Here is a 20,726-nt window from a genome sequence, read left to right as displayed (position 1 = left end):
GGGAAATGCTATGCGTTACGAGCTGATTATTTTCGACTGGGACGGCACGCTAATGAATTCCGTGCCCAAAATCGTCGCTTGCATGCAGGCGGCGGCGATGGATGCCGAGTGGGGCGAACTGGACGTCAGTGCCATCGAAGACATCATCGGTTTAGGGTTGCCTGAGGCAATCGCCAAGCTATGCCCGGGCATTGCGTCCGAGCAGGCCGAGCGGCTGCGCCAGCGTTACTCCCATCACTTTGTAGAGGGCAATACGACGCCAATGCCTTTTTTCGACGGGGTAGAGGCGCAGCTGGCGAGATTGCGGGAGCGACCCCAGCAACGTCTTGCGGTCGCGACGGGTAAAAGTCGTCGCGGTCTCGATCGAATCTTTCGTGAGACGGGGAGCGGCGAGTTTTTTCACGCGAGCCGCACGGCCGATGAGACACGTTCAAAGCCACATCCCCAGATGCTAGAGGAGATTTTGGCCGAGCTGCAGGTGCCAGTAGAGCGCGCTGTTATGGTGGGAGACACCGAATACGATTTGGAGATGGCCCGCGCCCTGGGGATGGATCGGGTGGGGGTGACCTACGGTGTGCACACGCCCGCTCGTCTGGCGGCTAGCCAGCCCGTGTGGGTGGCTGACGACATACCGTCACTGTTCGATTGGCTCTACAGCGAGCCGCTATACAGACAGGCCTAGACGTGAATACACGCAACGTAGGAGTCGACGATGAGTGATGATCAGCGGCGTGACGAGCGCCATGGAGAGGCACCCAGCAGCCGTGATCCATCGAGTGAGCATGATCGCTGGACGCAAGGACCTGAAGTGCCTGCGCAGCAAAAGCGGGCAGCGCAGACAGGTAACCAAGAGGACGATGCAGAGACCCTAAGAGAGCGTCAGCGGCTAGCTCAGCTTGAGATGATGGATCGTTGGATCGGTGGTGTGCTGACCGAGCAGCGTAGAAGCCGCCGCTGGAAGCTATTCTTTAGGTTGATGTTACTCGCGCTGGTGCTCATCTCGCTGACGACGACGCTCTATCGGTTATTTTTGGCAGAACCTACCGCTGCAGTGCCCGCGCAGCAACACTTGGCGTTGATAGAAGTGCACGGAGTGATTGCCAGCGATGCGCCTGCCAATGCGGAGCGCATCATCCAAGGTTTGAATCGAGCCTGGGACAATGCCGGTGTTGCCGCCGTGGTGCTGCACATCGACAGCCCGGGAGGAAGTCCTGTCCAGTCTCAACGTATTTATACCGAAATCATGCGCCTGCGCGAGCAGGGCGATAAGCCGATCATTGCAGTGATCGAAGATATGGGTGCCAGCGGTGCTTACTACGTTGCGTCGGCGGCAGACGAGATCGTTGCGTCTCCGGCCAGCTTGGTGGGATCGATTGGCGTGATTTATGCGGGATTTGGCTTTCAAGAAGCCATTGCCGAGCTGGGAGTCGAGCGCCGAGTCATGACGGCGGGTGAGAACAAGGCGTTTCTAGACCCCTTTCAGCCGTTGGACGAGGACGTGGCGCGCTTTTGGCAAAGCGTGCTCACCCAAACGCATGAGCAATTCATTGGTGATGTGCGAGCGGGGCGCGGAGAGCGTTTGAGCGATAACCCGGATATTTTTTCCGGGCTAGTCTGGAGCGGCGAGCAGGCGCTTGGCTTAGGGTTGGTCGATGAGTTGGCGAGTCTAGAGCAGGTTGCCCGTGCACAGGTGGGCGAGGCGTCCTGGGAGAACTACACGCCTCGTTTAGATCCCTTCGAGCGGCTAACGCGCCGATTTACTCAAGCGGCTGCCGAGGTGCTGGGTGTGCACACTAGTCATGCGCCGATAAAGTTTCAGGCCCAGTAGCGTCAGACGTCGCCAAGGGGTTCATGCCCACGTGGCGAAGCATGTCGCAAAGGGCGATGAGGGGCAGTCCGATCAATGCGTTGGGGTCACGGCCCTCCAGACGCTCGAATAGTGTGATTCCCAACCCCTCCATGCGAAAGCTTCCGGCGCTATCGAGGGGTTGCTCAAGGGCAACGTAACGTTCTATTTCCTGTTCGCTCAAGGTGCGGAATACCACCTCGAACGGCTCGATATGCACGTGGTGGCGCTGATGTCGCGTGTCGACCAGAGCGAGTCCCGTCAAGAACGTGACCTTACGGCCCGAAAAACGCGCTAGATTGGCACGTGCGCGCTCCGATGTGTGTGGTTTGCCGAGAATGTCACCTTCGAACAGGGCAATTTGATCAGAGCCAATGATACAGTGGTGGGGGAAACGCTCGGCCACCGCGTTGGCTTTGCTCAGCGCAAGGCGGTGAACGAGTGCCTGCGGGGATTCGTTATTGAGGGGCGTCTCGTCGATGTCAGGGGAGTGACATTGGTAAGGTAGCTGCAGACGGTCTAGCAGCGCTTGGCGAAAGCGAGAGCTAGACGCAAGGACGAGGGGGGCGTTTTGCATTTGCGGCACTGTCGTCTCCTTTTGACTGGGATGGCGCCATCAGCACGGGCATTGAGTGTAGCGAAAGCGCGGCGACATGCCTAATAGCCCCGTTTTCACCGAGCTATCGATAAGAATTATGCTATGAGCTTTGACACCAGGGGGGCGAGTGCCTATCATTGCGCGCCTATGTTGACCTCACAACTCCCCAGCCGGGTTGAGCCTTATAAGCTTGCAGCCCGCCGCGAACGACTCGAAGGCTTAGTGGCGCTGAATAAGCTGCCCCGCCTTGCTGAAGAAGCAGGCGACCAAACGGGCGACTGTCATGTCGTACTCGAGTTTGGTGTCGATGCCCAAGGTCGCCGCGAAATTCGTGGCCATTTGCAAGCGACGCTGGCACTGCCTTGTCGTCGCTGTATGGTGCCGCTTAGCCAAGACGTTTCCAGTGACTTCCTGCTTGGGATGATTACCGACGAAGCCTTGGCCGCCGAGCTGCCTGCCAGTCATGAGCCGGTGCTGGTGGAAAACGAACAGCTGGACCTGCTGACGGTGGTCGAGGATGAGCTCATTCTCAGCCTTCCCCAGGTGGTCTACCACGATGAGACCGAATGCCATGTCTCGGCGGAGCAGCTGGTCAGCAAGACCGAAGGCGCGGCGGACGAGTCCGCTTCAGCCAAGAATCCTTTCGCGGTGCTCAATGCTTTGAAAAGCAGTGGCGCTTTGAAAGGCAAAAAGTAAGCATCACTTACCCTACATACCTTGGAGTAAACACTCATGGCAGTTCAACAGAACCGTAAAACTCGTTCCAAGCGCGGCATGCGTCGTAGTCACGATGCGCTGAGCGCACCGACTCTGTCACAAGACAAAGAAACGGGCACCACTCATCTGCGTCACCATGTTTCTCCCGATGGTTTCTATCGCGGCCGTAAGGTGGTTGAGGTTTAAGCCTTAACACTTTACGAGTGGCATAACTGCGTGGGTGCAATGCGCCTAGCGATCGATGTCATGGGGGGTGACCAAGGCCCTCGTGCCATTATCGAAGGCTCTGCAAAGGCGGTCATCGAGCGACCTGACATTGAACTCATCCTGTTCGGCCCGCGTCAGCGTATCATCGCTGAACTTTCGCGCTTGCCGCAGCCTTTGGCTGCGGCAGCGTCACGTTTAGTCGCCTGCGATGTTTCTGATGCAGTGCCGCCCAGCGCATCGGCTGCCTGGGCGTTGCGGCGTGGGCACGAGACGAGCATGGCGCGCATGCTGCGCTATGTAGCAGAAGGTGGCGCCCATGCCGGGCTCAGTGCTGGCAATACCGCGGCGTTAGTCGCGCTGTCGCGGCGTGAGCTTGGCATGATCTCTGGGTTCTCCCGGCCCGCTATCAGTACTGCCATACCCTCACGGGGCGGTCGACGTTGCTACCTGCTGGATTTGGGGGCAAATGTAGATTCCCCCTCCTCACGGCTCGTTGATTTTGCCGTATTAGGGGCTGCTATGGCGCACTGCATAGATGGGATCGACCGTCCTCGCGTTGCGTTATTGAACGTTGGGGCAGAGGCCACAAAAGGCAGTGTGACCGTGCGGGAGACGGATCACTTGCTTCGGGAGTGTGCATCCTCACTGCCATTTGTATATCTAGGCTATGCGGAAGGTGGCGACATCTTTCAAGGCGAGATCGATGTCATGGTGTGCGATGGCTTTGTCGGTAACGTGACGTTGAAGGCGAGCGAAGGTTTGACTCGTATGTTGGTTGAGCGTGTGCAGTGGGCGTTTGAATCACGCCTATGTGGACGTTTGGCAAGTGTACTGGCCAAACCTGTGCTGAAACGGCTCAAGCAGGAGCTTGACCCCGTACGTTATAACGGCGCAAGCCTACTTGGGCTAAAACGGATTGTGGTGAAGAGCCATGGGAGTGCCGGTGCAGATGGGTTCTACTACGCTATTCAGCGAGCCTTGCAAGAAGTAGAACGCGATCTGCCAACCCAGCTTGCCAGTCGCTGGTCTTGAACCGAAGGCAAGCAAGACGCCACAAAACGTCGTACGATTTTTGCGGGTTATCGGTGGCCATTGGAGATGCCGTTCGCTGCGCGTCAGCGTTACCGATGACTACGCCTATCGCTCAACTGAGCAAATGCCTACAAGAGCAAAGGTGAACGACATGTCTCAACCCCTTGCCCTCATTTTTCCCGGGCAAGGCTCTCAGCAGCTTGGAATGCTGCGGGAGCTGGCCGAGCGCTATAGTGTGGTGGGAACGACATTTGAGGAAGCGTCCGATGCGCTGGGCTATGACCTATGGAAGGTCGTCCAGGAAGGCCCCGAAGATGCACTGAATGCAACGGCTTGCACCCAGCCAGCGCTGCTCACATCCAGCGTGGCTATCTGGCGAGTTTGGCAGGAGCTGGAAGGCCCTCGCCCTAGCGTAATGGCAGGTCATAGCCTTGGCGAGTACAGTGCGATGGTCTGCGCGGGCGTGATGGGCTTTGCCGAAGGTGTGCAGCTCGTTCGTCTACGTGGTGAAGCCATGCAGGAGGCCGTTCCCGCTGGCGAAGGCGGCATGGCTGCGATACTTGGTCTTGACGATGCCGTTGTTGAAGCCGCCTGCGCTAGCGCCGCCCAGGGTGACGTCGTATCGGCCGTGAATTATAACTCTCCTGGGCAGGTGGTCATCGCTGGCAGTAAAGCGGCGGTTGAGCGTGCCATTACGGCCTGCCAAGAGGCCGGTGCCAAGCGTGCACTGGCTTTGCCCGTTTCTGTACCGTCCCACTGTGCGTTGATGCGCCCCGCTGCCGAGCGTTTGGCCAATGCGATGCAATCGATCGAGCTACGCACGCCTCGCTACACCGTCATCCAAAACGTCGACGCCCAAGCCCATGCGGATGTCGACACGCTTCGTACGCGCTTGATCGAGCAGCTCTATCAACCTGTGCGATGGTCCTCTTGCGTTGAAGCCATGGCAGAGCAAGGTGCTAATGTCTTCATCGAATGTGGCCCGGGCAAGGTGCTGACCGGCCTCAACAAGCGTATCGTGCGTGGTGCCAAGGGATTGGCGGTCAACGACCCCGACAGTTTGGACGCAGCGCTCGAGCTTGCGCGCGAAACATTGGCGGGTAATGCGTGATAAACGGCGAATATCAGCTACCCTTGCTTAGTTCAGTGGAAGGAAACGTGTTATGACGCAAGAGAAACGTGTCGCCCTAGTAACGGGAGCAAGTCGCGGCATTGGTCGTGCCATTGCTCACGAGCTTGGTCGTCAGGGCCGTATCGTCATCGGTACGGCCACTAGCGACGCTGGTGCTGAGAAAATCGATGCCGATTTGAAAGCCAATGGCATTGAAGGCGCAGGCATGTGCCTGAACGTCACCGATCAGGCGAGCATCGATGAGGTGTTAAAGACGATCGGTGAGCGTTTTGGGGCTCCCACGATTTTGGTTAACAATGCAGGGATTACCCGTGATAACCTCCTCATGCGGATGAAAGAGGAGGAGTGGGATTCCGTGATGGATACCAACCTCAAATCCGTCTACCGTGTGAGCAAGGCTTGCCTGCGTGGCATGACCAAGGCGCGCTTTGGTCGAATCGTATCGATCAGTTCGGTCGTCGCGACCATGGGTAACTTGGGTCAAGCGAACTATGCAGCGGCCAAGGCTGGCATGGAGGGCTTTAGTCGTGCACTTGCGCGCGAGGTGGCGTCACGTGCCATCACGGTCAATGCCGTTGCGCCGGGTTTTATCGCCACTGATATGACTGAATCGCTGCCCGAAGCACAGCACGACATGTTGCTGAAACAGATTCCTTTGGCACGTCTGGGCGGGCCAGAAGAGATTGCTGCTGCCGTTGGCTTTTTGACGAGTGACGCTGCAGGGTATATCACTGGTGAAACGCTGCACGTGAATGGCGGTATGAATATGCGTTGATGGCCTTGGGTTTGGCGGTTGCGTCAACCTAAGGGCGTCTATAAACTACCCCGCAGCTTTTGGCTTGCGGTTTCCAAATAGCTGGTTATCTATAACGGCTAATGTGAACGACTGGAGTACGTTGATGAGTACTATTGAAGAGCGCGTAAAAAAAGTAGTGGCAGAGCGCCTGAACGTTAAAGAAGAAGACATCCAGAACAGCTCTTCTTTCACTGAAGACCTGGGTGCCGACTCTCTGGACACCGTTGAACTGGTGATGGCATTGGAAGAGGAATTCGATACTGAAATTCCTGACGAAGAAGCCGAAAAAATCACCACGGTTCAAGAAGCGATCGACTACGTAAACGCCCACCAGTAAGGGCGCGATCATCGCGAAGAGCCAGGGTGGGGTGTCTCCCGCCCGTATTAAAAAAGCCGTCCTGATAGGGGACGGCTTTTTTGCTTTACGCTCTCAATGAATATAACGTTCAAACTCCGTTATACTAGTCACCAAATTTCTGCAGCAAATGACCCAGATGGGTCGTGTCACCATGGATGCCTGGAGGAAAGCTGATGGCGCGAAGAAGGGTAGTGGTAACTGGGTTAGGCCTGGTGACCCCAGTGGGCAATAGCGTAGACGAGTCGTGGGCCAATATCGTCGCGGGGAAAAGTGGCATTGCGCCTATCGAGCACTTCGATACCAGTGGCTTCAATACACGCTTTGGTGGTTCGGTAAAGAATTTCGATATCAGCCCCTACTTGAACCCCAAAGATGCACGCAAGATGGATCTGTTCATTCAGTACGGCATGGCGGCCGGTGCGCAGGCCATCCAGGATTCAGGCATAGAGTGTAACGACGAGAACGCCGAGCGCATCGGTGTGGCTATCGGTTCAGGCATCGGCGGCTTGCCAATGATTGAACATAACCACAATGCGCTCAATAAAGGCGGCGCGCGCCGCGTGTCGCCGTTCTTTGTGCCGGGGTCCATCATCAATATGATCTCGGGCAACATGGCGATCCAGCACGGCTTCAAAGGGCCGAATATTGCCATTACGACGGCATGCACCACCGGTACGCATAATATTGGCTACAGCGCACGTACCATCGCCTACGGCGATGCAGACGTGATGATTTGTGGCGGTGCGGAAATGGCCACGACGCCGCTGGGTTTGGGCGGTTTCTCGGCGGCGCGTGCGCTTTCCACACGCAATGACGACCCTGAAGCGGCAAGCCGTCCTTGGGATGCCGAGCGCGATGGCTTCGTGCTCTCGGATGGTGCGGGCGTGTTGGTGTTAGAAGAGTACGAGCATGCCAAAGCACGTGGAGCCCACATTTATGCGGAGCTTGCAGGCTTTGGAATGAGTGATGATGCCTATCATATGACGGCACCTCCAGAGGACGGCCGTGGCGCGGCGCTCTCTATGAGTAATGCGATCAAAGATGCCGCCATCGATCCATCGGCCGTGCATTATATCAATGCTCACGGTACGTCGACGGCGGCTGGTGATTTGGCGGAGAGCCGTGCGATCGAGAAAGTGTTGGGTCATGCGGCTCAGCACGTGGCCGTAAGCTCCACCAAGTCGATGATTGGTCACTTGCTGGGAGCTGCTGGCGCCGTTGAAGCCGTTTTCAGCATTCTGGCCATTCGTGATCAGGTTGCGCCGCCCACCATCAACCTGGACAACCCTCAGGAGGGCTGCAATCTCGACTACGTCCCCCATACCGCTCGTGACATGCGTATCGATGTAACGCTGTCGAACTCGTTTGGTTTTGGTGGCACGAACGGCTCGCTGTTGTTCAAAAAGGTATAAGCCTTGATGCCGATGCCCCAGGTGCCTTTCGATGACCGCGGGCTGGCGTATGGCGATGGTCTATTCGAAACCGTCTTGCTACGTGATGGGCAGCCCGTGCTGTGGGAGTACCATCACGCCCGGTTGGCAAAGGGCTGCCAACGTTTGAATATTCCATTGCCGTCTGCTCGGCAGCTGTCTCAGGCGTGGCAAGCCCCCCCTAGGGCCGCTCTCGAGGTTCTCAAGCTCATTTTGACCCGTGGGAGTGGTGGTCGTGGCTACGCGATTCCTAACCAGGTAGCGCCCCGGCTGATGACTCGGCGTACGCCCTTTACGACAAACGAAACGCACTGGCGTGAGGGCGTATGCGTTCGTATGTGTCAACTGCGTTTGGGGCATCAACCGCTTCTGGCCGGGATCAAACATCTCAATCGGCTAGAGAACGTGCTGGCGCGTCAGGAGTGGCAAGAGCCTGACATCGCCGAAGGGTTGCTGACCGATCAAGCGAGTAATGTCGTGGAGGCCACCAGTATGAACCTGTTCTGGTCGTCAGAAGGGCGTTTGTATACGCCCTACATTGATCGTTGCGGTGTAGAGGGCACCCTGCGTGCTGCCTTGCTGTCTGAGGGCCTCATCCACGAAAGCCGTTTGTCCGCTGCAGCGTTGTCAAGCGTGGAACGGCTTTGGGTCGGTAATTCAGTTCAAGGGGTTTGGCCCGTGCGTGAGCTACGCGACGCCCACGGCAGTCGACTAGCGGCGTGGCCGCGCTTCAAGGCGGATCCGCTGCAAGTCGCGGCGCATCGGCTGCTCGGTTATCCAGGTACATTTCTATCGTAGGCAACCCCATAACATGATCGAGGTATCAACGTGAAACGGTTATTTGCCGTCTTAGCGGTATTGGTAGTGCTGGCGATTGCCGCCGTGCTAGGTGGCTATGCCTATTGGCAGCAGCGCCTTGCGGCACCCATTGTCGTTGAGGAACCCACGCTTTACCAAGTGCCTGCGGGTGCTGGATTTCATCAAGTCGTACGTGACCTGGCTTCTCAAGGCGTATTGAAAGACGTCTGGGCGTATCAACTGCTGGCTCGTATCGACCCAGAGCAGGTGCCGCAACTGCGGGTGGGAGAGTATCGGCTGATGCCCGGGATGAGCGGACTGGATGTCATTGCGTTATTGGGCAGCAATAACGTGGTGACATACTCGTTGACCGTACCGGAAGGTTGGACGTTTCGCCAGATGCGCACGTTGCTCGATACGGCCCCCAAGCTCGAGCATCGCACGACTGGCATGAGTGACGAAGCGATCATGACGCTTTTGGGGCGTGAGGGAGCTCATCCAGAAGGTTGGTTCTTTCCCGATACCTATCGCTACCATTTGGGCATGAGCGATGTGGATATCTTGCGTCAGTCCCTGCAGCGGATGGAGCGTATTTTGGAAGAGGTCTGGGCAGAGCGGGATGAGGATCTCACTATCGGGTCTCCTTACGAAGCACTCATCATGGCCTCGTTAATCGAACGCGAAACCGGAGCGCCGGAAGAGCGTCGGGAAATTGCCGGCGTTTTCAAGCGGCGTATGGAGCGCGGCATGCGTCTTCAAACGGACCCTACGGTCATTTATGGAATGGGCGAGCGCTACGAAGGGCGGATTACCCGTGCCGACCTGAGGGAAGCGACTCCCTACAACACGTACGTGATCGATGGTATGCCGCCGACACCCATCGCCATGCCAGGGCGTGCCTCGTTGGAAGCTGCGGTGAATCCGCTACCTGGTGAAACACTCTACTTTGTGTCGCGGGGAGATGGCACCCACCATTTTTCACGTACCCTGCGTGAGCACAATAATGCCGTCAACCGCTATATTCGTAATCGTTAAATCGCTGCCATCGACCAAGATGGCGTATCAATTGAGTAAGGGGCAGCAATGAGTAAGCGTGGGCGCTTCATCACGCTGGAAGGCGGTGAAGGGGTCGGTAAGTCGACCAACGTGGCGTTCGTCGAAGCGTGGCTGACATCGCGTGGAATCGATGTGGTGCGCACGCGGGAGCCGGGAGGCACGTCGCGCGCGGAGGCCATTCGCGAGCTGTTGCTAGACCCTGCGCCCAACGAGCCGCTCAGTGTCGATGCGGAGTTGTTGCTCGTCTTTGCCGCCCGTGCACAGCATTTGGCGGAGAAAATTCTGCCAGCCCTGGCGCGCGGCGCATGGGTGGTCTGTGACCGTTTTACCGATGCGACCTTTGCCTATCAGGGCGGTGGGCGAGGTATCGATACGTACCGAATTGCTCAGCTAGAAGCATTCGTTCAGAAAGGGCTTTCTCCTGATTTGACGCTTTTGCTCGATATGCCGCCTGACGCTGCCAGAGTGCGGCTAGAGGGGCGTTTACGCGATCTCAATACGCAGCGTGACCGGTTCGAGCAAGAGCGTGTCGAATTTTTCATGGACGTTCGCCAGGCTTACCTTGAGAGAGCTGCATCTGCTCCGGAGCGTTTTGCTCTCATTGACGCGGCCCAGCCGCTGCAAGACGTTCAAATGGTGCTGGGTCGTGTGCTGGAAGAGCGGGTTGCGCAATGGCAGTAACCGGCGTCTTGCCCTGGCACCACTCGACCTGGCAGCAGTTGGTGCGTCTGGCCGATAGCGGACGTTTGCCCCATGCGCTGCTGATCAGCGGTGCTCACGGCGTCGGCAAACAGCAGTTAGCGGAGGCGCTGATCGCCAGAGCGTTGTGTGCAGCGCCAAGCGAGCAGGCCTGCGGGCAGTGTCATAGCTGTGCCATGCTGGCGTCAGGCTATCACCCTGACTTGCTGCGGGTGTCGCCGGAGGAGGGGAAGCGTCAAATTCGTATCGACCCTATTCGCGATGTGAATCGGTTCGTGTCGCAAACGGCGCAGCAGGGCGGTTATCGCGTCATTGTCATTTCCCCGGCGGAAGCGATGAACGTTGCCGCGGCCAATGCGCTGTTAAAAAGCTTGGAAGAGCCTGGCGACAAAACGCTCTTTATCCTGCTCTCGGACGTGCCGTCTCGCACGTTGCCGACCATTCGCTCACGATGTCAGCAGTGGCCACTGGCCAGCGTAGCGTTCGAGGCATGTAAAGGCTGGCTGACGCAGCATCTGGGAGGTGATGAGGCGCACTTTTGGTGGCGTGTCTCCGGTGGTTTACCGCTCTTGGCAGTGGAGCTTGCCGCTCCCGACGAGCGTACCCTGAGGCATCAAATTCACGACTGTTTCGAGCAGTTAGTGCGCGGGGCAGAGCCGGTATCCGAGGCAGCAAGGTTGGACCGCCAGGCGATCGATGCCATCTTATGGTACGGTATCGCTTGGCTTGAGGACTTGATTCGTCTGGGGCTTTCCGGCGAGCAGAGTGTGTTGCACAATCCTGATTTGGTGCCACTCTACCGACAGGCGGTAAAAAACGGTCGCGTTCAAGACTGGTTCCGGCTGCTGGATTATGCCCGAGAGCAGCGCCGCTTGTTCGCCGTAGGGGCCAACCCAAATCCCCAACTCGTTTTGGAAGCGTGGCTAGTTCGCTGGTCTGCGCTGCTACGCTCCTAACCACTGGTTGTAACGAGGTCGTGATGGCTGCCCAAAAAGCGCTCTCTTTGACGATACCGGATGTACCAACGCTGTTGTCCGCCTACATGCCCTTTTTGGACCGAGGTGGGATTTTCGTACCGACGAAAACACTCTACAGCCTGGGGCAGTCGGTCATGCTGCTGCTGACCCTGCCAGGGGAGAGTGAGCGTCTTTCGGTGACAGGACAGGTGATTTGGATATCTCCCGAAGGCGTGAGCGGTCGGCGTATGCCGGGCATCGGCGTTCACTTCAGCCAGCAGGATTACTCCGTTCGCGACCGTATCGAGACGCTGTTGGCGGGCCAGCTCGATAAAGCGCCCCCTTCATTTACGCTTTAATTCAGCGATTTTTCTATACACTCAAAGAGCCCTGCATGTTTGTCGACTCTCACTGCCATCTCGATCGTTTATCGGAACATACCCACGGTGGCGACGTAGCAGCCACCCTGGCCGCTGCGCGTCAAGCGAACGTTAGCCAGTTTCTCGCGATTTCGACGACGCTGGAGGAGCTGCCTGGGCTGGCCGCCATTGCCAGAGAGCACCCTGACGTTGCGATCTCCGCCGGTCTGCACCCGCTGTATCAGGCGGCGCACGAACCCAGCGTGGACGAGATCGTCGAAGCTGCCGAGCAGTATGGCGCGGTGGCCATTGGCGAGACCGGGCTGGATTATCACTACCAGGAGAGCGTACCGCTAAGCGTCCAGCATGAGCGCTTCAAACGGCACCTAATGGCCGCAAGCGAACTAGAGCTACCGGTGATCATCCATACCCGTGAGGCGAAAGACGATACGTTGGCGCTGCTGCGGGAACACAGCAATCCTCAGGTAGGGGGGGTGATTCACTGCTTCACCGAAGATCTGGAGATGGCCCGGGAAGCCGTGCGGCTGGGTTTTTACATTTCGCTTTCCGGTATTATCACCTTCCGTAACGCTGTGTCACTGCGTACGCTGGCACGCCAGCTTCCACTGGATAGGCTGCTCATCGAAACCGACAGCCCCTATTTGGCACCCGTTCCCCATCGCGGAAAGCCCAACGAGCCCGCGTGGGTCGTCGAGGTGGCTGAGTGTATTGCCCGTGAACGAGGCATCAGCGTCGATGAAGTTGCGATGCAGACGACGGTGAACTTCTACCATCTTTTCCGGGCTGCCGTGCCCGATGCGCCTGCCCATGTGAAAGAGGCGCTGGCACGATCTGGGCTGGTAGTGTAACGCGCTATCTTTTGGGGAGCATGGCAATGAACATTGATCGGCTACTTCAGCAATCCGGCGGCTCGGCGACCATTCCCCCTGTCGATACTTGGCAGCCCGAGCTCACGGGCGATATCGACATACGCATCCAGGCGGATGGCACTTGGCTGCATGAAGGCAAGCCTTTCGCACGCCCGGCGATTGCCAAGGTGCTTGCCAGTCTTTTGCGGCGGGATGCGGAAGGGTATTGCCTGGTGACCCCCGCTGAGCGCTGGCGCGTCAGCGTCGAGGATCGTCCATTAGTGATCGTCGAGGCCGATTTTCGCGACGACGCCTGGTGGCTGACCACCCAGTTCGAGGATGTGGTGCGCCTGGACGCTGATCATCCCTTATCGCTGTCGATGACACCTGAAGGTGATTTAGCGCCCGAGTGTGCCATTCGCTTTGGCTTAGCAGCTCGGCTGCACCGCAACGTGTTCTATCGCTTAGTGGAGCAAGCCCGCGTCGAAGAAGCGGCAAGTGGACAAACGGTTTGCCGACTCTATAGTGCAGGAAGCTGGCATCCACTTGGTCAATGGAGCGATAGCTTGCCAAGTGAGGCGCCGTGAAGCTAACGGCCGAACAGCAAGCAGTGGTTCACCATGGCGAAGGGCATGCTCGTGTTGCCGCCGTGGCGGGAGCGGGTAAGACCACGACCATGGCCGCTCGAGTACTTCATCTGCTATCGAGCGGCGTTGCTCCCAAGCGAATGCTGGTGCTGATGTTCAATCGTTCTGCTAAAGAGGATTTCCAGCGGCGCCTGGCCACCATGGCCCCAGATGGGCAACCGCTGCCCGATGTGCGCACGTTTCACTCTCTGGGGCATCGTCTGACGCAAAGCTTGTGCCGTTGGGGGGCGCTGGCCCCTAGACGGTTACTCTCTGCCGAGTGGCAGATGGAGCGCTTGCTGCGTCAGGCTAGTTTGAACGTGCTGGCCGACCAATTGGAGCGCCGTGACGCTGCGCTAGAGGGCGACCGCCTGGAAGCACTGGCGCATTTTTGCGGGTTGGTAAAGGCGGAAATGCTATCTGCCGAGACCCTCTACGAGCGGCTTCAGTTCGAGCCTGACACCGATTACTTTCCTGCTGCCTTCGCCGAGGCCGAACGCCTTTTGGAGGCGGAAGGAGTGATGAGCTATGCGGATCTACTCTACCGTCCCGTACAGGCCCTGGAAGCCGATGACGCACTTCGCCAGCGCGTCGAGGGGTTTTTGGATCACGTGATCGTCGATGAGTATCAGGACATCAATACGGTTCAGCAACGACTGCTCGCCGTGCTGGCCGGTTCCACTGCGAGCGTTATGGCGGTGGGCGATGCCAACCAGTGCATATACGAGTGGCGGGGGGCACGCCCTGATACGATGCTGGAAAACTTTACCGCGACGTTTGGTGACGCCACCGACTATCCGCTCTCAATGACCTTTCGTCATGGGCACGCGCTGGCGCTCACGGCTAATCACGCCATCATGGCCAACCGCCGACGGCCTGATCAGCTCTGCTTGGCAGGGGCTCGCAACCCGGCGACCCGCATCAACGCAGGTCAAGGCAGCCGTTTTTTGCTGGATGCGCTGATCGATTGGCAATCGCAAGGGCGCGCTCTGAGCGATGCCAGTCTGCTCGTGCGCAGTTGGGCACTGTCGGTGCCGTTCCAGCTCGCACTGCTTCAGGCGGGTATTCCCTTTCGAATGTTGCGAGAAGACCGCTTTGTGTTTCGCTTGCCTTTGGTGCAGGCATTGGCGGGCTATCTGAAGCTCTCCAGGCGCCCAGAGCTGTTACAGGATCCCGAGCAGTTGCTGCTGTTATTAGCTCAGCCAACCCCGTTCGTTGCCAGAGAGCGCTTGCAGCGCCTGGCCTACCAGCTTGCGAGTACTCAGCAGTGGCCGGAGCGCCATGAGCCCGTGCTGGCCGCATTGAAACCGCTTCAGCGGCGCACCCTCAAAAAACGCTGGGAATTGCTGTGTGAGTTGCCGAGGCTGAGTGCTTGGCCACCGGCAAAACTGCTCAGTCACGTGGTCGAGGTTATCGATGCAGAAAAGACGTTGAAGCGTGCCGCTGCGAGACGCGACAAGGGGGAGGAGGACGTACGACTGCTAGATGTACTGATCGAGCAGGCCGAGAGTGTACAAGACCCCGATGCGTTCATCGAACTGCTCGAGCGCCCCGTGGAGAATCAGGCGGGTGGCGTATTGATCAGTACGGTGCACGGTGCCAAAGGCCTCGAATGGCCTTTGGTGGCGGTGGCCGGGGTCAACGAAGAAGACTTTCCTTACTACAGTCACGATAACCCCCTGAGCGACGAGCGATTGGAAGAGGAGCGAAGGCTATTTTACGTCGCCATTACTCGTGCCAAAGAGCAGTTGCTCGTTCTGCACGATGGCGGTGTCCACAAGCCAAGCCGCTTCATTGCTGAAAGTGCCTGGCAAGACGGTATGCGCATTGCCGAGCATCTTGCACACGCCCAGCCACCGAGTGACCCGGTAGCGGTGAATGCACCAAGCTTGGTCGAGCGCTACTTGAAAAAGATCGGGCGCGAGGATATTGCCCTGGCGGCACCTCAGGTGAACGAAACCGTGGCTGGTTATCGTGTACACAGCCATTTCTACCCTGGTCAACGGCTGCTACATGCGGTGTTTGGCGAAGGTGAAGTGGCCGCCGTCGAAGGCAACCCCTCCGACCCCGTCATCGACGTTCGCTTTGTCCAAGCCGGCCGGCGACGTTTGATTGCCCGTCGTGCGCCCATCGAGATCATGGAGTCCGCAAGCTAGCGTTGACGTTCCGTTTAGCTTGTCAAGGAGGCTCTTTTAACTGTTGTCAGGACCGATTGGTTCAATGGCGTTTGACTTAGTCTAGTCTGGCCGATTAAATGCTTGGCAGTTAACCATTTACCCAGCAGGTAATCGGCATGCTAAGGCAGTTTGTCAGGTCGTGCGCCATTTCCCTTGCGGTTTACAGCGGCGTTATATCGGCCGACACGTCACTGCCCAGCGTTAGCCTGAATGGGTTCGGCACGCTAGGTGTCGTGCATTCAGATATTGCTGATGCCGATTTCGTGGCCGATCCGTTCGCCTCCTCGGGTGCGGGTTTCAGCGGGGAGTGGAGTGCTGAAGTTGATAGCCGATTGGGGCTTCAAACGACGCTTGCCGCGACGTCTTCCCTCTCCGCGACCGTTCAGGTGGTCAGCGAAAAACGCTTCGATGGCTCCTACTCGCCGGATATCGAGTGGGCCTATCTTCAGTATGACGCGACGCCGTCGTTAAGCTTTCGCGTAGGTCGCATGGTGCAAGGAAGCTTCATGAATTCCGAGTACCGCAAAGTGAGTTTTGCTACCCCTTGGATCAGACCGCCTGCTGAGATTTATCGTCTCGTTCCCGTCGCCAATTTCGATGGAGTCGATCTTCGCTATCGCTACTATTTGGGTAAGGCGATCAACGATGTGCGTCTGAGCTATGGTGGCGGTAGCGTGGAGTATGAGACAGGAGATATCGACTCTTCCGACTCGTGGGGCCTTTCTCAGCATACGCGGTGTGGCAATACGACACTTTTTGCCAGCTATGGCGAGCTCAGTGTACAAGCCGATGAGTTGACCCAGTTCTTCGATGTTTACCGGCTTTTTGGGCCTCCGGGAGAGACCTTGGCCGAGCGTTATGAAGTCGATGGCAAACCCATCCGCATTTTGAGCTTTGGCGTCAACTACGACCCCGGTTCATGGTTTGTGGAGGGGGAGTGGGCCAAGTTTTCTTCGTCGACTCTCCTGGGCAGTAGTGAAAACGCTCACTTGACGGCGGGCTATCGCATTGGCCAATGGACCCCCTATGCGGCACTCGGACGTGCCCGTGTTCTGAGCAATCGATCCGAGCCCGGACTGACCCCTGGATTTTATCCCTCTCCCTTTTCTGAGGCGGCCGTGGTGCTCAACAGCACGCTGAATGCCGTGCTGTCGTCTGGGCTATCACAAGACAGCAGCACCCTTGGTTTGCGTTGGGATTTTCGCCCGGGGATGGCGCTAACGGCACAATATGACCATATCGATTTTCGCTCCGGTTCCCCTGGCGGGCTGATCAATCAGCAGCCCAATTTCCAGCCAGGGGGCAATATAAATCTGTTTAGCCTCGCGCTCGACTTTGTGTTTTAAGGAGCGTGACAATGGCAAAGCGACTATCTCAAGCATGCTGTTGTTTACTGCTCGGCTTGCTTCCCTGTGCAGGCGTTGCTGACTTGGTCGTGGTGGTATCTGCAGAGACAGGACTGACTCGGATCCAGCGTCAAGAGCTGAAAGACCTTTATTTGGACAGCCGAACGCGGCTTCAAGGGGGGGCGGCGATAACGCCTATCGACCAATCCGAACGGTCACGTGAGCGAGACGAGTTTTATCGTCGCTACATCGAAAAGACACCGGCACAGTTGCGCGCCCATTGGGCGAGGTTGATTTTTACTGGTCGAGGCCAGCCGCCTCAAACGCTTGCCGATAGCCAGGCCGTGGTAGAGAGGCTCGCTCGCGACCCCGGCGCCCTTGGCTACATTGATGCCCGTTATTTGGATGATCGGTTGCGGGTGGTGACGATTGAGTAACCTCAAAGGACCATCGCTGCGCCTGGACGCGCAGCATAGGGTACATTCGTGGCGCGATCGATTAGCCGAACCATTGGTGCTTTTTGGTACGGTCGGCCTTTTGATCGTGCTGATCATCGTAAGCAGTACCCACTATTTGGTCAGTCGTGAGCAAGCGGCGATCAGGCGTCAAATCGAGCATTCGATCGGCGATATAGCAGATACCTACGAAGCTAGGGTGTTGAGATCGCTGCGAGAGATCGATGCCACCTTGAAACTCGTCGATTTCGTCGCTACCCAGCAGCGTTCAGATATCTTGACCACGCTTTCTGAGAGGAACTTGCTGCCACCCGGGTTGATTTTTTCAGTGAGCATCGTTGATGGACAAGGAAGGGTAAAAGAGAGCACGAGCCCTTGGGAGCTAGCCACACAGGGCGACACTTTTCCCACGCTGCCAGATGTAACCGAGTTAGTGGTCGAGGCGTTTTCGGCGGCGGGGCGCCAACAGCTGCTATTTGCTAGAAAGCTTAGCAATGAGAGTAACGTCCCTGAGTGGGTGACGTTAACCGTCAGTGCTGACTACTTCGTCAGTGGGTATGATGCGGGGTCACTGGGGGAGCGCGGGTTACTCGCGTTAGTGGATGCTGGGAACGTCACGCGTATTGCCCGAAGTGGCTCCCAGCTAACCTCTCGCACCATCATGGCGTTGCCGTCCTATGACGAGATTATGAATAGCGACGATACGCCCTTCCTCACGCATTGGATGGAGGTCGAGAGAATGACCTTGGTCCGGCCGCTGTTTCGTTTTCCTCTGTCCATCGTGGTAGGCATCTCGGTGGAGGAGCAGTTGGCGAGTGCTTACCCGATGGCGCGTCGCTACTGGTTGCGCGCGCTGTTTGTGAGTGTCGCCGCCCTGATGTTTCTTGGGCTCTTGGCGCGGCTTAGCCATCAGTTGCAGCGAGAGCGTCAGCGAGTGATGGATGAACGGCTGCGCCACGCCCGCCATATCGAGCACCTTGCGTTTCACGATACCCTGACCCAGCTACCTAATCGAGCTTACCTGAGCTATGTGGTGGACCAAGCGATTGGGCAGCATCGTGAGTCAGAAGAAGGCTTTGCCTTGCTGTTCTTGGATTTGGACCGCTTCAAGAGCGTCAACGATACCCAAGGCCATGAAGCGGGAGATAAGTTGCTACGGCTGGTTGCTAAGAGGCTGCTGGCTTCGGTGCGCGAACATGATGTCGTTGCTCGGCTGGGGGGCGATGAATTCGTTATTTTATTGAGAAACATCACCCAGCGAGAGCCTGTGACACGAATTACCGAACAGCTGGTGACCGCTATACAAGAGCCTTTCGCTTTACAAGGGCAAACGTGTTTGATTTCGGTCAGTATTGGCGTGGCGTTATTCCCCCATGATGGGGCCGACGAGCAAACGTTGATGAAGCGTGCTGATGCCGCCATGTATCGCGCCAAGCAGGCGGGCAAGAACACCGCGTATTTTCATGAGCGGTGGTCGGTGTAAGAGCGCGAAGGTAGCCAGAGGCATTTATGCTGCCCCTTTGAAGGGGCAGCAACAATCGAGGTGGACTTACATATTGGGATAGTTCGGTCCGCCGCCACCTTCTGGTGCTACCCAGGTGATGTTCTGGGCAGGGTCCTTGATATCGCAAGTCTTGCAGTGCACGCAGTTTTGGAAGTTGATCTGGAAACGCGGCTGGCCTTGATCGTCTTCGACGACTTCATACACGCCCGCCGGACAGTAGCGCTGTGCGGGCTCGGCGTATTTAGGTAGGTTATGGCGAATCGGTAGCTCGGGGTCTGCGAGACGCAGGTGGCAAGGCTGATCCTCTTCATGGTTCGTGTTGGACAAGAACACTGACGTGGATTTGTCGAACGATAGCTTGCCATCCGGCTTCGGGTAGACGATTTTCTCGAACTCAGCGGCCGGCTTCAGCGCCCCATGATCGGTCGTCGTATCATGGACGTTAGGTAGTTTATTGCCCAGAAGTTGATTCACGAAGTTATAGGCACCGCCACCTACCGTACCGTATTTATGAATGGCGGGTCCGAAGCTCGCACTCTCTTTTAGCTCCTGGTAGGCCCAGCTAGCTTCCCACTTGCTGGTGAAGTTGGCGAGCTCTTGTCCCCCTTCATCACCCCCTTTGATGGCCTCGAAGACGCTCTCGGCAGCCACCATGCCCGATTTCATGGCGGTATGCAGGCCTTTGATTTTGGCAAAGTTTAGCGTGCCCGCGTCGCAGCCAATCAGCAGACCACCTGGGAACGTCATTTTCGGCAGGCAGTTGAACCCACCTTTGGCAATGGCCCGTGCGCCGTAAGCGACGCGTTTCCCGCCTTCTAGGTATTGGCTGAGCTCCGGATGATGTTTCATACGTTGGAATTCATCGAACGGGGAGAGCCACGGGTTTTGGTAGCCAAGATCCATGATCAGTCCAACGACGACCTGCTGGTTCTCTGCATGGTAGAGGAACCAGCCGCCGTGGGTGTTGCTATCTAGCGGCCATCCGGAACCGTGCACCACTAGGCCAGGTTCGTGCTTGTCGGCGGGCACATCCCACAGCTCTTTCAGGCCAATACCGTAGTGCTGCGGATCGCGGCCTTCATTCAGAGAAAAGTCGTTGATCAGTCGCTTGCCCAAGTGGCCTCGCGCACCCTCGGCAAAGAGCGTGTACTTAGCGCGCAGCTCCATACCAGGCATATGGCCATCTTTGGGCGTGCCATCGGCACCCACGCCCATATCACCAATCAAAATACCGCGAACGACATCCTCTTCGATGATGACTTCCTGGGCGGCAAAGCCAGGGAAAATCTCGACGCCCAGCGACTCCGCCTGTTCCGCAAGCCAGCGGCACAGGTTGCCCGCACTAATCACGTAGCGCGTCAGATCGCCGCCAGTGTTGTGCATGCTTTTGGGAACGAGCGCATTGGGGATTTTCTGCGCTTTCTCGGCATCTTTGAGCAGATATACCTCGTCGCGAACGGCGGGCGTCGTCAGAGGGGCGCCGCGCTCTTCCCAATCAGGAAACAGCTCTGCCAGTGCGCGGGGTTCGAAGACCGCGCCAGATAGAATGTGGGCGCCCACTTCCGAGCCTTTTTCGACGACACAGACGGTGAGTTCCTGCTCGGCTTCGTTTGCTTGTTGCATCAAGCGGCAAGCGGCTGCAAGGCCTGATGGGCCTGCGCCGACGACGACAACGTCAAAGTCCATTACATCGCGCTCAACGTTTTCCACCCGGTTTCTCCTTATTCTCACAAGCGCCATCGTTGTCGGGCTAGTGAATAGGCAC

General features: G+C 57.5%; 22 protein-coding genes. 20 read left to right on the top strand and 2 right to left on the bottom strand.

The features are described from left to right. Positions 1 to 10 precede the first annotated feature (10 nt). Together MHM85_RS01785 and sppA are read left to right on the top strand one after the other, a co-directional pair. The gene (locus MHM85_RS01785) at positions 11 to 682 is read left to right on the top strand and encodes an HAD-IA family hydrolase (protein ID WP_139527220.1); all 672 of its coding nucleotides are present in this window, start codon (positions 11 to 13) and stop codon (positions 680 to 682) included. Between the two features lie 30 nt (positions 683 to 712). Then, a complete protein-coding gene (gene sppA, locus MHM85_RS01780; RefSeq protein ID WP_139527221.1) occupies positions 713 to 1,828 on the top strand; it encodes a signal peptide peptidase SppA in 1,116 nt (371 codons plus the stop codon). Here sppA and MHM85_RS01775 read toward each other — a convergent pair. After that, positions 1,794 to 2,423 (bottom strand): nucleoside triphosphate pyrophosphatase, encoded by a 630-nt coding sequence (locus MHM85_RS01775; protein WP_139527262.1) that lies wholly within the window; start codon positions 2,421 to 2,423, stop codon positions 1,794 to 1,796. The genes sppA and MHM85_RS01775 overlap by 35 nt on opposite strands. A gap of 168 nt (positions 2,424 to 2,591) precedes the next feature. Here MHM85_RS01775 and MHM85_RS01770 point away from each other — a divergent pair, with 168 nt between their 5' ends. The 18 genes from MHM85_RS01770 (at position 2,592) to MHM85_RS01685 (ending at position 18,940) form a co-directional block, all read left to right on the top strand. Beyond that, positions 2,592 to 3,140, top strand: coding sequence for a YceD family protein (locus MHM85_RS01770; RefSeq protein WP_139527222.1), 549 nt, complete (start codon positions 2,592 to 2,594; stop codon positions 3,138 to 3,140). Positions 3,141 to 3,176: 36 nt separating this feature from the next. Then, a complete protein-coding gene (gene rpmF / locus MHM85_RS01765) occupies positions 3,177 to 3,347 on the top strand; it encodes a 50S ribosomal protein L32 (protein ID WP_009099300.1) in 171 nt (56 codons plus the stop codon). A gap of 39 nt (positions 3,348 to 3,386) precedes the next feature. Continuing rightward, complete coding sequence (plsX, locus tag MHM85_RS01760; protein WP_239283977.1) at positions 3,387 to 4,400, top strand: phosphate acyltransferase PlsX; 1,014 nt, start codon at positions 3,387 to 3,389, stop codon at positions 4,398 to 4,400. Between the two features lie 151 nt (positions 4,401 to 4,551). After that, complete coding sequence (fabD, locus tag MHM85_RS01755; protein WP_139527224.1) at positions 4,552 to 5,511, top strand: ACP S-malonyltransferase; 960 nt, start codon at positions 4,552 to 4,554, stop codon at positions 5,509 to 5,511. Positions 5,512 to 5,563: 52 nt separating this feature from the next. Continuing rightward, a complete protein-coding gene (fabG, locus tag MHM85_RS01750) occupies positions 5,564 to 6,307 on the top strand; it encodes a 3-oxoacyl-ACP reductase FabG (protein ID WP_139527225.1) in 744 nt (247 codons plus the stop codon). 124 nt (positions 6,308 to 6,431) lie between these two features. Then, the gene (gene acpP / locus MHM85_RS01745; protein ID WP_008956801.1) at positions 6,432 to 6,665 is read left to right on the top strand and encodes an acyl carrier protein; all 234 of its coding nucleotides are present in this window, start codon (positions 6,432 to 6,434) and stop codon (positions 6,663 to 6,665) included. Positions 6,666 to 6,859: 194 nt separating this feature from the next. Beyond that, on the top strand, positions 6,860 to 8,098 hold the full coding sequence (gene fabF / locus MHM85_RS01740) for a beta-ketoacyl-ACP synthase II (RefSeq protein WP_139527226.1): 1,239 nt from the start codon (positions 6,860 to 6,862) through the stop codon (positions 8,096 to 8,098). Positions 8,099 to 8,104: 6 nt separating this feature from the next. Then, a complete protein-coding gene (gene pabC, locus MHM85_RS01735; protein ID WP_139527227.1) occupies positions 8,105 to 8,914 on the top strand; it encodes an aminodeoxychorismate lyase in 810 nt (269 codons plus the stop codon). Between the two features lie 30 nt (positions 8,915 to 8,944). Continuing rightward, positions 8,945 to 9,949: an endolytic transglycosylase MltG gene (gene mltG / locus MHM85_RS01730; RefSeq protein ID WP_139527228.1), complete on the top strand. Its 1,005-nt coding sequence runs from the start codon at positions 8,945 to 8,947 to the stop codon at positions 9,947 to 9,949. A gap of 48 nt (positions 9,950 to 9,997) precedes the next feature. Next, complete coding sequence (tmk, locus tag MHM85_RS01725; RefSeq protein ID WP_139527229.1) at positions 9,998 to 10,651, top strand: dTMP kinase; 654 nt, start codon at positions 9,998 to 10,000, stop codon at positions 10,649 to 10,651. Next, complete coding sequence (locus tag MHM85_RS01720; RefSeq protein ID WP_139527230.1) at positions 10,642 to 11,625, top strand: DNA polymerase III subunit delta'; 984 nt, start codon at positions 10,642 to 10,644, stop codon at positions 11,623 to 11,625. The genes tmk and MHM85_RS01720 overlap by 10 nt, the downstream gene beginning before the upstream one ends. 23 nt (positions 11,626 to 11,648) lie before the next feature. Next, the gene (locus tag MHM85_RS01715; RefSeq protein ID WP_139527231.1) at positions 11,649 to 11,984 is read left to right on the top strand and encodes a PilZ domain-containing protein; all 336 of its coding nucleotides are present in this window, start codon (positions 11,649 to 11,651) and stop codon (positions 11,982 to 11,984) included. Between the two features lie 35 nt (positions 11,985 to 12,019). Continuing rightward, complete coding sequence (locus MHM85_RS01710; RefSeq protein WP_139527232.1) at positions 12,020 to 12,853, top strand: TatD family hydrolase; 834 nt, start codon at positions 12,020 to 12,022, stop codon at positions 12,851 to 12,853. A 26-nt stretch (positions 12,854 to 12,879) separates the two neighbouring features. Further along, the gene (locus tag MHM85_RS01705; protein WP_139527233.1) at positions 12,880 to 13,440 is read left to right on the top strand and encodes a DUF1285 domain-containing protein; all 561 of its coding nucleotides are present in this window, start codon (positions 12,880 to 12,882) and stop codon (positions 13,438 to 13,440) included. Next, the gene (locus MHM85_RS01700; protein WP_139527234.1) at positions 13,437 to 15,635 is read left to right on the top strand and encodes an ATP-dependent helicase; all 2,199 of its coding nucleotides are present in this window, start codon (positions 13,437 to 13,439) and stop codon (positions 15,633 to 15,635) included. Before MHM85_RS01705 ends, MHM85_RS01700 begins: the two co-directional genes overlap by 4 nt. A gap of 137 nt (positions 15,636 to 15,772) precedes the next feature. Then, positions 15,773 to 17,002 carry a porin gene (locus MHM85_RS01695; protein WP_139527235.1) on the top strand — a complete coding sequence of 410 codons (1,230 nt, stop codon included), beginning with the start codon at positions 15,773 to 15,775 and terminating at the stop codon, positions 17,000 to 17,002. A gap of 11 nt (positions 17,003 to 17,013) precedes the next feature. After that, complete coding sequence (locus MHM85_RS01690; RefSeq protein WP_139527236.1) at positions 17,014 to 17,439, top strand: phosphate ABC transporter substrate-binding protein; 426 nt, start codon at positions 17,014 to 17,016, stop codon at positions 17,437 to 17,439. After that, a complete protein-coding gene (locus tag MHM85_RS01685) occupies positions 17,432 to 18,940 on the top strand; it encodes a GGDEF domain-containing protein (RefSeq protein ID WP_239283948.1) in 1,509 nt (502 codons plus the stop codon). The genes MHM85_RS01690 and MHM85_RS01685 overlap by 8 nt, the downstream gene beginning before the upstream one ends. Positions 18,941 to 19,006: 66 nt before the next feature. Here the strand turns inward: MHM85_RS01685 and MHM85_RS01680 are convergent, their stop codons facing one another. Continuing rightward, entirely contained in the window at positions 19,007 to 20,671 is a 1,665-nt protein-coding gene (locus tag MHM85_RS01680; RefSeq protein WP_239283937.1) for an electron transfer flavoprotein-ubiquinone oxidoreductase, read from the bottom strand. Positions 20,672 to 20,726: the final 55 nt, after the last annotated feature.

Source organism: Halomonas sp. McD50-4 (assembly GCF_022348135.1).
GTDB classification, from domain to species: Bacteria; Pseudomonadota; Gammaproteobacteria; order Pseudomonadales; family Halomonadaceae; genus Vreelandella; species Vreelandella piezotolerans.
Note: the sequence above shows the minus strand (reverse complement) of the source record. Positions and strands in the feature narration are given on the sequence as shown.